Genomic DNA, 15,160 nt, shown 5'->3' with positions numbered 1-15,160 from the left:
TTTTGAGCACCCTGATAATATTCACTTTGCTGGCACAGAATCTCGGTCAGGTGACGTAAATTCACCACTACCCGTTCATTGTCCAGGCTCTGGCTTGCAACCATATTGGTCCAGACCTGAAACAGATTTAAAGCATAATTCCAGGCCGTCAGAAACCCTTTTTCAAACCACATTTCCCGGATAGCATCAAAGTCGGCAATATAATGGCTCAGACCTTCGCTCTGCTCTTGCAGTTCGATTAACTTTTTCAGGTTAAAGCCCAATAAACGGGTCAATAAAGCACGTTTGACTTTGGCTTCGTTAAAAGGCTCCATGATCGCGGTCAGAACAGCTGCAACATCCTGAGCCACCGGACTGGCAAAGACGCTCTGCTTAGATTCCTTATAACAGGGAATCCCCATGCGTTGCAGACGCTGCTTGACCTGTTCCAGCGCATAATGGCCAAAACTGAGAACTGCAATATCATCCGCTTTTAAGTGCCGAACATTGTCACCCTGCTGGAAATACAGTTGCTGCTGTTCAGACTGATTCAATAACTGGCGGATTTTCCAGACCACCTGATCCGCTTCAACATCCTGTTCACCGAGTTGAATCCAGCGCAGTGGATGCGGATTGCTCAGCGTTTTATCGATTAAATCCGGATGTGGCCGGCTCCCCGCCTGAATCAGGGTGTAATGCACCTGTTCACCAAAATCCATCTGGCGTTGAAACAACGCGTCCACCACCTCGACTAAAGGTTTTACCGAGCGATGGTTTTGGATCAAGGTATATTCACGGCCCTGCTTTTGCAGTACATCAGCACGCGCCTTGTTATAGGTCAGCATGTCGCCGCCACGGAAACCGTAAATCGCCTGTTTCGGGTCCCCAACCATGATCATACAGCCAGCTTTGACCCGATTCGGATCACGCCAGATTTTAGCCAGCAGATCATCCTGATCCTGATTGGTATCCTGAAATTCATCCACCAAAATCAATGGATAGCGTGCCTGTACAAACTGGGCAAAACGCTGGCCTTGCTGTCCTTGTAAGGCTTCAGCCAAGGTTCTAATCTGCTGGGAAAATGTGGTTTCGCCCTGTTTTTGCAGGGTTTGTGGCAGACGGTTCTGCACACTGCGAATAATATGATATTCAAGATAGGTGATCAGCTGCTTCAACTGGGCATCCATCTTCTCTTTGACTTCACACAATCCATCAATGGCCTGAATCAGGCTATGTTGCAGAATCTGCTGCTGCTCTGCTTCCGGACAGCTTTTGTTAAATACTTGCTTCATTGAGACCGGCTGAAAATCGGTTTTCTTGCGGCGCAAATAACACAGATTCAATAAAATCGCATGCAGTTCTGGATCAAAAAAGCTCATTACACCTTTGGTTTTCAGTGCCGCCCTCCAGGTCATAAAGTTTTCACAGACATCACTTAATCTGGTGAAAAAACTCTTATGAAAATACTTAGGCGAATTCTGGCAATACTCCCGAATGATCTCAATTTCATGTTCATGTACATCGAACAGGCGCTGAATACAGTGCTCTAGTTCAGCCAGATCCCATTCGACTTTTTCTACTTTCTGAAAGTATTGCACACGAAAATTTAGAGCATCACGAACTAGTCCAGTATAATGTTCTACTGGTTTCAACAGGTTTTGTAGATACAGGTGATTGACCATATATTGCGGCTGCTGCTGGATCCATTCTCGTAGTACATCATGAATCAGCTGCTGGATATATAGGTCCTGATCTTCAGTCAGTTCGGCCCGTTCAATCTTGCCGCTTTCAAAAGCAAATTCACGTAATAATTTCTGGCTAAAGCTGTCCAGTGTTCCGACAAACAGCTCATCCAGCTGGTTCAGTACCAAACGCAGACGGCGCCGGGCGTAATCCATGCGTGAGCCATAATCTTTCAACACCTGCTGGAACAGCGGATCCGATTCAGTCTGGATTTTGGCGGTGATTTCGACCGAATTCAGCTCCTGATGACGCTGAATGAAGGCCAGCGTTTCCTCGACTCTGAGACGTACCCGGTTTTTCAGTTCAGCTGTAGCCTTACGGGTAAAAGTCGTCGCAATCACCTGATGCGGATAATACTGATCCAGAAAAATCCGTACCATCAAACTGGATAAGGTATAGGTTTTACCGGTCCCCGCGGAAGCTTCAATCCAGTGCAGGCCGCTAAAGCGCATGTCCTGAATCGGATTGGTTGAAATCTTTTTGTTCTGGTTGGGTAACATGGTCATTATTCTTTTATCCATTCCAGATGTTCATGAATCGGCGCATATAGCGCATGGGCAAAATCATGGCAACAGCGTTGCAAGGCCAGATCCGGGTCCTGATCCTGCAAAATAAACTGCCAGTCCTGATGCAACTGGCTGGATTCATCGCTGGCCAAAGGCTTGGCACTTTCATAGCTGTTGTTCCAGGCCTTTAGCAGTTCCTGCATCTCGGCAATGGTGATCTGTCCCTGTTCATTTTCGGTCCATTCCCAGGCCTTTTTCATCAGCAATTCGGCAGGCAATACCAGCGGCTGGGTCTGTCCCACTTCCCAAGCTTTCAGCCAGGCCTGTAAATGATGACGTGCCTGACTAGAACGCAGTCCGGAGAATTTCAGGGTTTTATTACTGAAAATGACAATCCGTTCCAGCTGCGGCGACAGTTCATCATTATTCAGATAGGCCAGCCAGAGCAGATATTCCAGCCAGACCTGTGCCCGACGTTTTTCTGAGGCCGAAGATGACTGCATGCTGAGCCAGTAACTGCTGTGTGGCACTTGTGGCAAGGTAATATGAATCAGCAGTTCAGGGTTATATTGCCAGGTTTGCTGCGTTACAGGTGTCAGCTCTTTATTCAGCTGCAATAAACGTTCTTTTAGCGATTGCTGTTCCTGCTGACTGCTGAGCCAGGTCGCTTCCTGAGTTTTTCCGGCCGGTAAGCGGTCCAACATCAGCTGTGGCTCAATCTCTTGATCCTGTTGTAATAGGAAATCACGGACCTGATACTGTTCCAGTTTATTCAGCAATAAGGGTTCTCGTGAACTTGGCAGATCGGCATATCTCACACTGGAAACACCGATACTTTTCAGGAATAGACGTGCCGGGAAAATCATGTCACGAATCCACTCATCCCCTTTCAGCACCCGGATTTCTTTCTGCATCAAGGCCGGATAATGGGCATTGATCCAGCTGCTGCGCTTGCCCTCTGCACTGCGAATATATTCTGCTACAGCAAACCACTGGGTCTGATAACGTGGGGTATGAGATTCAACGTAACCAATTGGATCGAACGGCTGTAATGGATGTACATGATAGAGTTGACGGATATGCTTGGCAATACTCAAACCATTGATTTCAACCGTTTCATCGACTTCAGCATCGGGCTGGTCTGACTGGCAGATCAGGGCAATATGCTGGATCAGTTCCTGCAATGAAGTGGATGGATCACGCGCTTCACCATCATCAACATCAAAGCCATTATAGAACAGCCATAAATTGTCCTGCGCCAATAGCAATGCATCCAGAAAAGCACCTTGATCATCATCCAGACGGGAACGATCCCCTAGTTGCGGCTTCAGACTGTTCATCAGGTCAAATGGCACCTGCTGATTCCGGCTCGGAAATTTACCGGTATCCAGATTCAGCATCACCACCAGCTTATACGGCAACGGACGGATCTGGCCGATTTGACTAAAGGTAATTTGTCCGGTCGGCTCGGCCTGATCCAGTTGCATCTCCAACGTATTCTGAATTTCTTCCAGTACATAAGGCAATGGCAGACTTAAGGCGACCAGCTCCTGGCTGGCCTGCGGATCATCCTGATCATGGTAATCGGCCAACGTCAGCATCCGCATCTGCTTGTCAATGATTTCTGCGACCGTCTTTAAGGACTCAACCCCGGCTTCACGGAACTCATTCAAGTCTTCACGCAGATATTCCAGCCAAGTTTTTACCGGGGTACGTTGTCCCTGTTCATGCAAAATCAGCCAGTCACGGCGCTGTACCAGATCCTGATAAATCTGGATCAGAGTCGAAATGAGAGGAAAATCACTACTCAAGACCCGAGCATAGCTTAAGGTATCCTGAAACAGGGCATGTTCCGGAACTGCAAGCCCGAGTGCCAGCCGATCCAGCGCAAACTTAAAACTGAAGCGGTAGTCTTCATCACCGGCAGTCAGGCTTTGCTGTAAATGCTGCTGATCCAGACCGCGTTTAAAGCCCGCTTCGCCCAGTAACTGCAACATGCGCTCAACTTGCGCGTAGTCCAGCGCATATAGTTGCTGGGTCGCATTCAGGCTGAGCCAGTCGGCAAAATCTTCGATACTGAAACGTCGATGCACCAGCTGAATCCGGCCCAGTACCGCGCGCCAGGCATTGCTGACATCGAGTCGGGACACCCCGGCAATCTGGATTGGCAGATATAGGTTGTCTTTTTGCAGACGCTGGCTATGGCCTTCCCGTTCTCGCGGTGGTGGTGCAAAGACACTCCGGATCGCCGGCTCCAGCTCTTTCAGGTTCGGGGCCAGCACCAGAATATCGCTCGGCTGACGTGGGGCATCTTCCGTGCCTTGGGCCAGCCAGTGAATCATCTGTTCTTTTAAGACTTCCAGCTGGCGCAGTGAGGAATGACAGACATGAATCTGTACCGAATCATCGTCGGGTTTGAGCGGATACTGGTGTTTTTCCGGTTCCAGCAGGTACAAAATATCCGACTGGATTTTGGCCAGTAACTTATCCTGATATTCATCCACGAAAGCATCGGCCCAGAGACCTTCTTCACCTGAAGACAGTTTGGACAATAACGAGAAATGATCACGTGCCTGCTTGCCAAAGCGGGTCAGCAAGGGATGACGCGATTCTCGGTCTTCGGCATTAAAGTTCAACTGAAAGGCTGCAAAGAAATGCTGGATTTCGGTATCAGTCGGCAAACGTCCCTGAGATTTTTCAAATTTCTTGATGAAACGTTCCTGCACGCCAAGGTCATAACGTGCTTTCCAGTCCGGATCGACACTATCGGCCCAGTATTCCTGTGATGGGTTAAAGTGGAAAATATAAATATCGATGTATTGACCGAGAAGGCGCAAGAAATCCAGTTGACTCGGTGGCAATTCTAGCAAGGTAAAGACCACGACCTGTTGTGGCAAACGTTTTAAAGCCTGTGCCTGAGTATCTTCATTTTCCAGACGTTCCCAGTACATCTGTTCGATGTCCAGAATCTTGGCATAATCATCCTGAAAGACATGCTGCCATAGCCAGCGCTGCCAGGCTTCCAGTTCGCGTGCCTGAATCTTGACGAAGTCTGCCACCGGAATTTCATGGCCATTTTCATCTTTAGGAATATAGATCATCTGCTCAAGATCGAGCGCGATATCCTGCCCCCAGGACGCTAGCCAGTTGGTGGGACAACGGCATTCCTGTGGCGGGCAATTCCGCGCGCAATAACCACGATAATCCATATAATGGCTAAACAGGCGCGAGACCTGTTCGGATACCCAATACAGCATGCTTTGTTTTTTCAGCTGCTTCTCTGTGCCCTGTTCCAGACGATCTGCGCTGTCATAAATCCGCTTGATAATCGAATACAGAGGATGATCGACCTCTAATGGAATCTGCTCAGGCAAAATACATTTACGTAGTGCCTGAAATACCCGCCATTTAATAATAATTCGGGGAATATTGGCTTCACGGATCTGTTCAACTTCTTTTGGATTATTTAGCACCCACTGATAGGAAGTCCACTGAAAGGCACGGATCCGATGATGAAACTGGGTATTGGCACTGATGCCCTTTTTCTCGGCAATTTTCTGGGTGAGCCAGGCCTCGACTGCAGGAGACGGTACAATAAAATGCCGCGGCTGTAACACGGCCAAGGGATTTTTCGCGCTCTGGTTGACGATACGCAGCATACTATCCAAAAGCACATCAATGCGTTGACTCTGAATAACATGAATTGCCATCGTTTCCCCTGAAAAATGAGATGGAGCAGTACTACAAAATGATAAAGATTATTTACTATACTTACCGAACTGTCTATGTCACTTTAAAACTCATACTTCAGTCAAAAAAGTTCTTTGAAAAAAGCATCTTATTGATGTTTGAACAGAAAAAACAACATCTAGCTTTAGGTAATGCCCATGAAATTAGACAAAATTCCAGATCGTATCGATCCAAGTTTAGATTTAGACAGAATTCGCAACGAGTGCTTAGAGCTAACCAAAAAACGTGCCTATTATTCTGCCGGAGCAGCTGTGATTCCGGTGCCATTTCTGGACGTGGTCATTGATGTCGGCATTCTGTCGCAACTGATTCCGGAGATCAATGCCCGCTTTGGTCTGGCCCCTGAACAGATCAGTGTGTTTGATCCTGCAACTAAGCAGGTGCACTGGAATGAACTGCGTAAACGCGGAATCGAGTTTTCCGGTCTGGTGGTAGCACGTACAGCAGTCAAAAAATCTTTGAACAATGTTGCAGCGAAAGTGATCACAAAGCAAGTCACAAAATTCATTCCGCTGGGTGGTCAACTGGTAGCCGCGAGCCTCGGTTATTTTGTCATGAAGAAAATTGCTGAAGCGCATGTGGAAGATTGCTATCGCACAGCAAAAAATATTCAGCAAAAACAGATTGCTCAAGGCAAATAAATTTCCCGCCCCATTTTTTATCCCCAAACTTTTCAAAACTCAGGCAGATTAATCTGCCTGAAGCTGCTTTAAAATTGTTTTTAAAATTTCGACCCGAGCGGTGTTTTTATCATCAGTGGCGATAATGTGCCATGGTGCCTGTTCTGTCGACGTACGTTCAAACATGTCGGCGGCCGCTTTTAAATAATCATCCCAACGTTCCCGGTTACGCCAGTCCTCATCGGTGATTTTAAAACGCTTATGCGGGGTGTCTTCACGCGCCTTGAAACGAGCGGCCTGCTCTTCCTGGGAAATCGCCAGCCAGAATTTAATAATCACGGTTTGATGATTAATCAGGCTCTGTTCAAATCGGTTAATTTCATCATAGGCCCGTTGCCATTCTGCCGGACTGGCAAAGCCTTCTACCCGTTCTACCAGCACCCGGCCATACCAGGAGCGGTCAAAAATACAGATATCATCATCAGTTTGCAGCTTGTTCCAGAAACGCCATAAATAAGGACGATTCAGTTCATATTTTTCCGGCGCCCCGATGGTCTGGATTTCATATTCACGGGGATCCAGCTTTTTCACAATCCGCTTGATCGCTCCACCCTTGCCCGCTGCATCCATCCCTTCAAACAGCAAAATCACATTACGTGGGTCTGAGCGCAGCGCCTTGGCCACCTGAGGAGACAGTTTTTTCAGTTCCGCTTTATAGTCCTCTATCTTGGCAAGCTCTTGCGAAGGATGCTGTAATAATTCCGGAATTTTGGCCTGTTTCCATCGTCCCTTGGCCCGAACCGGATGATTCGGACAATGTTTTAGCGCCTGCAAAATATGCTGCGCAAACTGCTGGTCACGCTGTTTTTCATCTTCCCCATCAATGATCAGCCAGTCTTCGTCTTTAGTAAACCGCTCTCGCAAACGCTGCACGGTGTCGTACTTTTTTTTGTCGCGCCAGTCCAGGCCATGCAGTTTGTGCCATTGCATTTCACTCGGATCAATCTGATCCAGGCGTTTTTGTAGCACTTTCCAGGGCAAGTCGAACCAGACCTTGACCACATCAACATAGTTATTTTTTAGATCCTGCTCAAAGACACGCATATCTTCCAGATAGGCATCAAACTGGGCATCATCAATGGCACCAGTCTGCATGGTGGTTCTGAGCAGATCACTGTACCAGTTGCCAAATAGCACCATAATCTGGCCTTGGGCAGGAATAAACCGTGTATAGGGTTGCCAGAAGGTCTGTTTTTCTCCTAATACTTGCGGCTGATCGGCCTTCACCTGCAAATAACGAGGATCTACCCATTCACGTAACTGTTTGACTGCTTCGCCCTTACCTGCCAGCTCAATTCCATTGACCAGAACAATTAGGCTTTTGCCATTTTTCTGACCTTGGGTTTTTCTCAGATCATACTGGGCATTGATCAGCGCAAGGGATAGCTCGTCTTCATCCATTAACTGGAAAATTTGTTCTTCTGTACGCATGGAGACCCCTCATCTTTTATTCTTGTGGACAGTATAGCGAGGAGTCTGAACGCAAAAATAGCGTTAGCAACGTTTTTCACACGATTAGATTGTCTGTTTAAACAGCAAATTGACATTCAAATAAGGAATCATTGATCAATTTGTCATAGCGAGATTGCGCCACACCCTCTAAGATTCTGAGATCGAAAAATCATATTTGAAAATACATGTCCAAACTTGCCCGATTAGATGAACTCTTAGAACAGTATTATCAGCTGAAGTATCACACTCAGCCTGAAATTTTAAGCCGTTTACAGGATGTGCAGGCATGGCAAAAGGCACGGATGCAGCGTAGCCATCATCAGCATTTTTCTGAAAAAAATAACCAGCTGATGGCCGAATATTTCCTGAACCGGCTCTACGGTGGCCCGGACTTCGACGCACTGGCCGGGCAGATTGCCCGACTGATAAAATATGCGCACAAGGCAGAAAAAATGATTCCGGAAAATGCCCTGAAAACCGGAACCTCAGGCGTAGAACTGGCGATCTTGGCCGTGCAACTGGATGAACAGGTCGCGATTCAGCTTTTAGAGGATTATCCTGCCAACGCACCATTGACCGATGAAATGATGCGCGTGACTTATCTGAAACTGGATCAGGGGGAAGCACGTTTGAAACAGCTGGCATTGCTGGATCAGCTGGGTGTCAGTCTGGATAAATATATGCGTTCCTTTGTGGTTTATACCGCCTTCAAGATGTGTAAAGGCGCAGCCAATAAATATCATTTTCAGGTGATGTATGAGTTTATGCAGGACGGTTTCCAGGCCATGAAACCGTTAAAGTCGGCAGAAAAATTCGTGCATGACTTTACTGCGATTGAACGCGGTATTATTGATAAGGTGCATTCAGGTGATCCAACACCATTCCAATAATACACTCCTGTCCCATCCATGATGAGGAAGGCTTGCGGTCCTGCCTGATCCTGATATTTTCAGGTTTTTATGGCAGGCCATCGCCAGTGATAAATCATATGAATTATTCGATCACTGGCAGTGAAGATTTCCGCCCATATTCCTATTTTTCTGTATATTATTCATAACAATTGCATCATGATTGCTGAATAACATCCAAGAATCTGTCATTATGCAGGCAATGCAAGATTAACCCGATTGATATGTTAGGAGTGACTCCAATGTCGAATGAAAATCAAACGCCTACCCCTACACCCGAGTCGGCACAACAGACAGACAAAGTGAGCCCATTCTTAACCACTCCGCTTCCGCAAGGCGCTCCACAAGGTCAGCAACAATCTCTAGAACAACGCCTGACCGATACGCCTGTGACTGAAACTGTCCCTAAATATAACCTGCCACGCGGTGCCAATACCGGTAACGTCGGTCCAACCACGCACTTCGGCTACAAGACTGTGAGCAGTGACGAAAAAGCCCAGAAAGTGGCTGAAGTATTCCATTCGGTGGCCAGCAAATACGATATCATGAATGACCTGATGTCATTCGGCATTCACCGTCTGTGGAAACGTTTTGCGATTAATATGTCAGGCGTGCGCCGTGGCCAGCATGTGCTGGATATTGCTGGCGGTACAGGCGACCTGGCTAAAGTATTTAGCCGTGAAGTGGGCCCTACCGGTCATGTAGTACTGTCTGATATTAACGAATCCATGCTGAATGTTGGCCGTGATCGTCTGATTGATGCCGGCTGTACCAATGTTGATTTCGTTCTGGCGAATGCAGAAACTCTAGAGCCATTTGCCGACAACAGCTTTGACCTGGTAACGATTTCTTTTGGTCTGCGTAACGTCACCGATAAAGATGCTGCACTGGCAGCCATGTATCGTGTGCTTAAGCCAGGTGGTCGTTTGTTAATTCTGGAATTCTCTAAACCAGTTTTTGAGCCATTCTCAAAACTGTATGACCTGTATTCATTCACCGCTTTACCAATCATGGGCAAAATCGTGGCAAATGATTCAGAAAGCTATAAATACCTGGCTGAATCAATCCGTATGCATCCAGACCAGCGTACTTTAAAAGGCATGATGGAAAATGCTGGCTTCCAGAACTGTGATTATCACAATCTGACCGGCGGTATCGTTGCCATTCACCGTGGCTTCAAGCTTTAAGGGTCGTACCCGATATGTGGTCACTTCTCGCTCTCGGTGCTGTTGAACGCCTGATTCATCATATGATTGATCTGGATGCGATTACCCGCATTCAGCTCAATGCTTTAGCCGGCAAAATGTTGCGGCTGGTCATTGCCTCACCGCAACTGTCCGTCGATGTCTTCTTTGATGAGGGCAAGGTTCGTCTGGAACCAACGCCAACCGGTCATACTGAAGAATCTTCGATTTTTGAACAGCGCCCTTATGAAGCCAATAGTACTCAAATTCCTGAAGCAACGGCGACGCTACAGGTGAATAATGTCGTAGAGCTGCTTAAACTGCTGCTTGCTGATGAAGTCGGTAATATTCCATTGCAAGGTGACTATAAACTTCTGCAAGAAATCCAGCGCATCATGCAGCAGGCAGAACCTGATCTGGCGGCGCATTTGAGTCCTTGGATTGGCCCTGCTCTGGCACATGAAATTGGCAAGTTGCAGCTGGCTCCGAAGCATTTAAAACGCACTTTGCAAAGCCAATTATTTTTCGCTAAAGATGCCCTGAAAGAAGATAGTGGCCTTTTTGCCCCGCGCTGGCAAATGGATGACCTGAATCAGGATACTCGTATCCTGAACCAGAATTTGGATCGCGTCGAAGCCAAAATCCGTCAGCTTCAGGCTCAGATTGAATCTGACGATTCCACTGATCAGCCTTTTACTCCTGCTACACCTCATATTCCTTCTCAATACTAGGTACACCGCTTTATGATTCCGCATGTTTCACGTTTACTCGAACTTTGGCGCATCGCCGCGCACTATAGACTCGACACGTTGTTTCCTGCGGAAGAACTTCCTGAGAAAGCCCGGCATATTTTATCTTTAATTCGTATGCATCCGGCAGCCTGGTCTAGCCGTGAGCGTAAGAATCCACTCAAGCTGAAATTGGCCCTGGAAGAGATGGGACCGCTGGCGATCAAGTTGGGACAATTGCTTTCGACCCGTCGTGACCTGATTCCGCCTGAAGTGCTGCAACAACTGGTCCTGTTACAGGATCAGGTCAAACCCTTTGATAATGATGTCGCCAAGATGCGTATTCAGGAATCATTAAAAGCGGATGTAAATACCCTGTTCGCCCGATTTGATGTTCAGCCGCTGGCAGCCGCCTCGATCGCACAGGTGCATACTGCAGCCCTGCATGATGGCCGTGAAGTGGTGGTTAAAGTGACCCGCCCCAATATTCGTCAACAGATCTTGCAGGATTTTGAGATTCTAAGCTGGCTGGGTGATTTTCTGGAAAAGCGTCTGGAAGCAGCGCGTGCCCTACACTTGTCTGAAATTATTCAGGACTATCGCCAGATCATTCTGAATGAGCTGGACCTGACTCTGGAAGCGGACAATACCCGCCGTATGCGTCATTACTTCACTGGCTCCAGTATGATGTATGTGCCTGAAGTTTATATGGACAGTAAGGACGTGCTGGTGGCAGAACGGATTACCGGTGTTCCGATTTCGGATATTGCCACCTTTGATGAACTGGGTATGGATCGTGCTGATCTGGCACGTAAAGGTCTGACGATTTTCTTTACTCAGGTCTTCCGCGACAACTTCTTCCATGCGGATATGCATCCGGGTAATGTCTTTGTTGAAACTATCAATCCGGCCAATCCGCGCTTTATTGCGCTGGACTGTGCGATTATGGGCGAGCTATCCAAGCATGACCAGATGACGGTAGCACGTATGCTGCTGGCGGTCATGAACAGCGACTTCATGCAGCTGATTCAGATTGTGCATCAGGCAGGCTGGATTCCGCCAGGTACCGATCAGGACGCGCTAGCACGCGAAATGCGTCGCACTGTAGGTCCAATGGTCTCCAAGCCAATGCATGAACTGGACTTTGCCGGAATTCTGATTCAGGTCATGGACATCGCCCGTCGTTTCCATCTGGAAATCCCGCCACAACTGATGTTGTTACTGAAAACGCTGGTTCATGTAGAAGGTCTGGGAACAGATTTATATCCTGAGCTGGATATCTGGAGCCTGGCTAAACCAATCCTCACCGATTGGGTCAAAGCCCAGATGAATCCGCAAAAGAATATTAAAGAACTGGGGCAAAAAATCCCGGATCTGCTTTTGGGTGCGCAGGATTTACCGACCCTGATGATCGACAGCCTGAACGGTCTGAAAAACCAGTCCGCCTGGCATGCCAAGCAGCTCAATGAATTGCAAAGCATGCGCCTGCAAATGGAACATCAGCAAAAACGTAGCTGGATTTTTGGCAGCATCATGGCTATCCTGCTTTCGATTGCAATCATTTCACCATGGTTTGTTTCAGTGATTCTGATTGTGCTGGCAAGCATACTCGCGGTCTGGCGGATTGCGAAATAACTGAAATAACCTGCTTAAAAGACCTGACATTGTTCAGGTTTTTTATTTTTCTCCTTCCCTATGACTGCAAAGTCACCTTAGGGTACATCTTGCCATTGGGCTCTGTGACCAGATGCTTAAAATATGTCCTCATTGGTCAAATATGGGTTGAACCTTTATGCAGATTTTACAAAAACATGCGCCTGCTCTGAACATCCGCGCTGGGCATCAGGCTCGTGAGCTGATTTTGAAAGAAGGTTTGCAACCCGAACAGGTCGATATTGTGCCAGGTGCCGCAGGCGGCCCCAAAGGCATCGGTATTCAGGGACTGGACCAGGCCATTTTTGGCGAGTTTTTCCCACGTGCTCCTCAGCGTAGAACTTTAGTCGGTTCATCCATTGGTAGCTGGCGTTTTGCCAGTGTCGCGGCCTGGGGAGCCAAAGCAGGTACTGAACGTCTTGCCGACTTGTATACCCATTTATACTTTCACAAGAAAATGACTCGCCAAGAAGTCAGTGACGTTTGTCGTGGCATGCTGCTGGATCTGGTACAAGGCAAAGAAACCGATCTGGTGAATCATCCAGATTATCATCTGACAGTATTATCGATTAAAGCCCAGCACATTTTCCAGAGTGACAAGGCCCTCCCCCTACTCGCCTCTGTAGCCGGCATCGTTGGAACTACCGCTGTGGCGCGTAAACATAGCCGCCATTTTATGCAACGTGTGATCAGCCAGCCGAATACAGGTGAACAGTTTAAAATTGCCGATGATGGATTTACCACACATTATCATGCCTTGACTGAGCAAAGTGTTTTGTCCTGGCTGATGGCCTCTGCCTCTATTCCGGGCGTCATGGCAGCGGTCAATAATATTCCAGATGCACCACAAGGTTATTATCGTGATGGCGGTCTGATTGACTATCATATTGACCTTCCGTTTCAGAGCAAAGGCATCGTGCTGTATCCGCATTTTACTGACAGTATTACTCCTGGCTGGTTCGATAAACTGTTTAAACGCACGGCAAGCCCGGAAAATCAGGCACGAACTTTGCTAATTTCACCCTCTCAGGAATATCTGCAAAGTTTACCTTTGGGTCGTTTACCGGATCGTAAGGACTTCACTTTGAAAGGTTTGGATCAAGCCCAGCGGATTCAGCTCTGGAAGCAATGCATTGCTGAAAGTCAGCGCCTGGGAGATGAATTTCTGGAGCTGGTCGAGAAGCAGAATTTTGCCGATGTGATGCAAAGCCTGTAATGGGCACAGCCTGTCCGAATTGTTTGTATAATTGCCTTAATTTTTTGAACTGTTGAGATTTATGCAGAAATTTTTAGTGATCCTGCAATATGCATGTATAGCCTTTGGACTTTATCTAATTTATAGCGTTAGCATGTCGCTGTATACCCAGCAATTTGAGCTGATGGAACTGGTGGCAGATATTGGCACCATTCTGATCTGTCTGGATTTGGGTGTGTTTTTATATACCAGTAAAGGCAAACAAGGCATCACCATGGAAGAGTATGCCAAACAGCTGGAACAACCACCGTCTAAACTGGTTTATGTGACACGTAAACTGGGACATCTGGGTATTTTATTGATTATTACCAGCTGGATTGTTCCGATTATTAATTCATAAAGTTCCAATAAAAAACCTTCTTTTATGGAGGTTTTTTTATACAATAGAACGATACTTAACTTAAGTTATGAATATGATTGCTGAAAGAGAAATTGCCAAACTATTTACAAGTAATTGCCTTAATGCAATTGCTAGTGAAGATTTGTCATCTCTTCAAAAATCAAAAATTAAAGAAATATCTTATAAATATCATGCTTATAACTACTATGATCTTTACTATAAAGCTTATATTGATTTAAGCAAAAATTATCGAAATGAATATATCTATAAGAACTTAATAGCCCAAAAGATACTATTAGGGAGACACTCATTAGAATCATCGATCCTTTTATCTGAATTTAGAGTCGGTACAAATAAAGCGGATCTTGTCCTCCTAAATGGATGTTCTACATGCTATGAGATTAAAACTGAATACGATAGCTTGGTTCGTCTCGAAGATCAGTTAGATTCCTATCTCAAAATTTTTGATAAAGTAAACGTGGTTTGTTCACAATATATGCTTGAATCTGTCCTACATATATCCCCCATAGAAGTAGGTGTGATTGAACTAAGTTCTAAAAATACGTTAAGAGTTATTCGTGAACCGATTCAGACAAATCAATTAGATGTCGAATTGATGATGAAATCTCTAAGAAAAAATGAATATCAATCTATTGCAGAAGAATTATATAAATTAAAAATTGATGTGCCAAACACACGTCTCTACGAACTCTGTGAAAAAATTGTCAAATCTCACGATCCTTTAGCTGTAAGAAAAGCCTTCATAGCAACTTTAAAGAAAACTCGTAAAAACAATGCCAAAGCTATTAATTCTTTGCCTTTCTTTTTAACTAATGCTCTAATTAGCTACAAGTTTGATGAAAATAAAATCAACGCATTAATAAGAAAATTCTCGGAGAACCAAACCGATGTACTATCCAATTTTGAGGGGAAAACTGAATGAGCTTTTAGCCCTACGAGAGCTTGCTCAATTGGAGCTTAA

The 15,160-nt window shown here is 46.2% G+C and carries 11 protein-coding genes; 8 read left to right on the top strand and 3 right to left on the bottom strand.

From position 1 onward, the window contains the following. Both B4J23_RS05250 and B4J23_RS05245 read right to left on the bottom strand, forming a co-directional pair. Positions 1-2,228, bottom strand: a 2,228-nt coding sequence (locus tag B4J23_RS05250) for a UvrD-helicase domain-containing protein (RefSeq protein ID WP_291359110.1), incomplete at its 3' end; no start/stop codon positions are given. Beyond that, complete coding sequence (locus B4J23_RS05245; RefSeq protein WP_291359109.1) at positions 2,228-5,938, bottom strand: exodeoxyribonuclease V subunit gamma; 3,711 nt, start codon at positions 5,936-5,938, stop codon at positions 2,228-2,230. The genes B4J23_RS05250 and B4J23_RS05245, both read right to left, overlap by 1 nt. Before the next feature lie 177 nt (positions 5,939-6,115). On the opposite strand from B4J23_RS05245, the gene B4J23_RS05240 reads away from it, so the two are divergent. After that, positions 6,116-6,619 carry a hypothetical protein gene (locus B4J23_RS05240; RefSeq protein ID WP_159123426.1) on the top strand — a complete coding sequence of 168 codons (504 nt, stop codon included), beginning with the start codon at positions 6,116-6,118 and terminating at the stop codon, positions 6,617-6,619. A gap of 48 nt (positions 6,620-6,667) precedes the next feature. Here B4J23_RS05240 and B4J23_RS05235 read toward each other — a convergent pair whose 3' ends face one another. Beyond that, on the bottom strand, positions 6,668-8,089 hold the full coding sequence (locus tag B4J23_RS05235) for a phosphate--AMP phosphotransferase (RefSeq protein WP_291359106.1): 1,422 nt from the start codon (positions 8,087-8,089) through the stop codon (positions 6,668-6,670). A 206-nt stretch (positions 8,090-8,295) separates the two neighbouring features. On the opposite strand from B4J23_RS05235, the gene B4J23_RS05230 reads away from it, so the two are divergent. From B4J23_RS05230 to B4J23_RS05200, 7 genes are all read left to right on the top strand, one after another. Next, complete coding sequence (locus B4J23_RS05230) at positions 8,296-9,000, top strand: FFLEELY motif protein (protein ID WP_291359104.1); 705 nt, start codon at positions 8,296-8,298, stop codon at positions 8,998-9,000. 260 nt (positions 9,001-9,260) lie between these two features. Beyond that, on the top strand, positions 9,261-10,205 hold the full coding sequence (gene ubiE, locus B4J23_RS05225) for a bifunctional demethylmenaquinone methyltransferase/2-methoxy-6-polyprenyl-1,4-benzoquinol methylase UbiE (protein ID WP_291359102.1): 945 nt from the start codon (positions 9,261-9,263) through the stop codon (positions 10,203-10,205). Positions 10,206-10,219: 14 nt separating this feature from the next. Next, positions 10,220-10,933 carry a ubiquinone biosynthesis accessory factor UbiJ gene (locus B4J23_RS05220; RefSeq protein WP_291359100.1) on the top strand — a complete coding sequence of 238 codons (714 nt, stop codon included), beginning with the start codon at positions 10,220-10,222 and terminating at the stop codon, positions 10,931-10,933. 12 nt (positions 10,934-10,945) lie between these two features. Then, positions 10,946-12,565, top strand: coding sequence for an ABC1 kinase family protein (locus B4J23_RS05215; RefSeq protein ID WP_180031125.1), 1,620 nt, complete (start codon positions 10,946-10,948; stop codon positions 12,563-12,565). 157 nt (positions 12,566-12,722) lie between these two features. After that, complete coding sequence (locus B4J23_RS05210) at positions 12,723-13,799, top strand: patatin-like phospholipase family protein (RefSeq protein WP_291359097.1); 1,077 nt, start codon at positions 12,723-12,725, stop codon at positions 13,797-13,799. A gap of 61 nt (positions 13,800-13,860) precedes the next feature. Next, on the top strand, positions 13,861-14,178 hold the full coding sequence (locus B4J23_RS05205) for a hypothetical protein (RefSeq protein ID WP_004781714.1): 318 nt from the start codon (positions 13,861-13,863) through the stop codon (positions 14,176-14,178). A gap of 73 nt (positions 14,179-14,251) precedes the next feature. Further along, positions 14,252-15,121 (top strand): sce7726 family protein, encoded by an 870-nt coding sequence (locus B4J23_RS05200; RefSeq protein WP_291359095.1) that lies wholly within the window; start codon positions 14,252-14,254, stop codon positions 15,119-15,121. Positions 15,122-15,160 lie beyond the last annotated feature (39 nt).

Source organism: Acinetobacter sp. UBA3025 (assembly GCF_002367915.1).
Classification (GTDB): domain Bacteria; phylum Pseudomonadota; class Gammaproteobacteria; order Pseudomonadales; family Moraxellaceae; genus Acinetobacter.
This window is presented reverse-complemented; position numbering and strand designations above follow the sequence as displayed.

Coding starts and splice junctions, on each gene's coding strand:
- B4J23_RS05240 (WP_159123426.1), top strand. CDS start 6,116: ATGAAATTAGACAAAATTCCAGATCGTATCGATCCAAGTTTAGATTTA.
- ubiE (WP_291359102.1), top strand. CDS start 9,261: ATGTCGAATGAAAATCAAACGCCTACCCCTACACCCGAGTCGGCACAA.
- B4J23_RS05210 (WP_291359097.1), top strand. CDS start 12,723: ATGCAGATTTTACAAAAACATGCGCCTGCTCTGAACATCCGCGCTGGG.
- B4J23_RS05215 (WP_180031125.1), top strand. CDS start 10,946: ATGATTCCGCATGTTTCACGTTTACTCGAACTTTGGCGCATCGCCGCG.
- B4J23_RS05245 (WP_291359109.1), bottom strand. CDS start 5,938: ATGGCAATTCATGTTATTCAGAGTCAACGCATTGATGTGCTTTTGGAT.
- B4J23_RS05205 (WP_004781714.1), top strand. CDS start 13,861: ATGCAGAAATTTTTAGTGATCCTGCAATATGCATGTATAGCCTTTGGA.
- B4J23_RS05235 (WP_291359106.1), bottom strand. CDS start 8,089: ATGCGTACAGAAGAACAAATTTTCCAGTTAATGGATGAAGACGAGCTA.
- B4J23_RS05200 (WP_291359095.1), top strand. CDS start 14,252: ATGATTGCTGAAAGAGAAATTGCCAAACTATTTACAAGTAATTGCCTT.
- B4J23_RS05230 (WP_291359104.1), top strand. CDS start 8,296: ATGTCCAAACTTGCCCGATTAGATGAACTCTTAGAACAGTATTATCAG.
- B4J23_RS05220 (WP_291359100.1), top strand. CDS start 10,220: ATGTGGTCACTTCTCGCTCTCGGTGCTGTTGAACGCCTGATTCATCAT.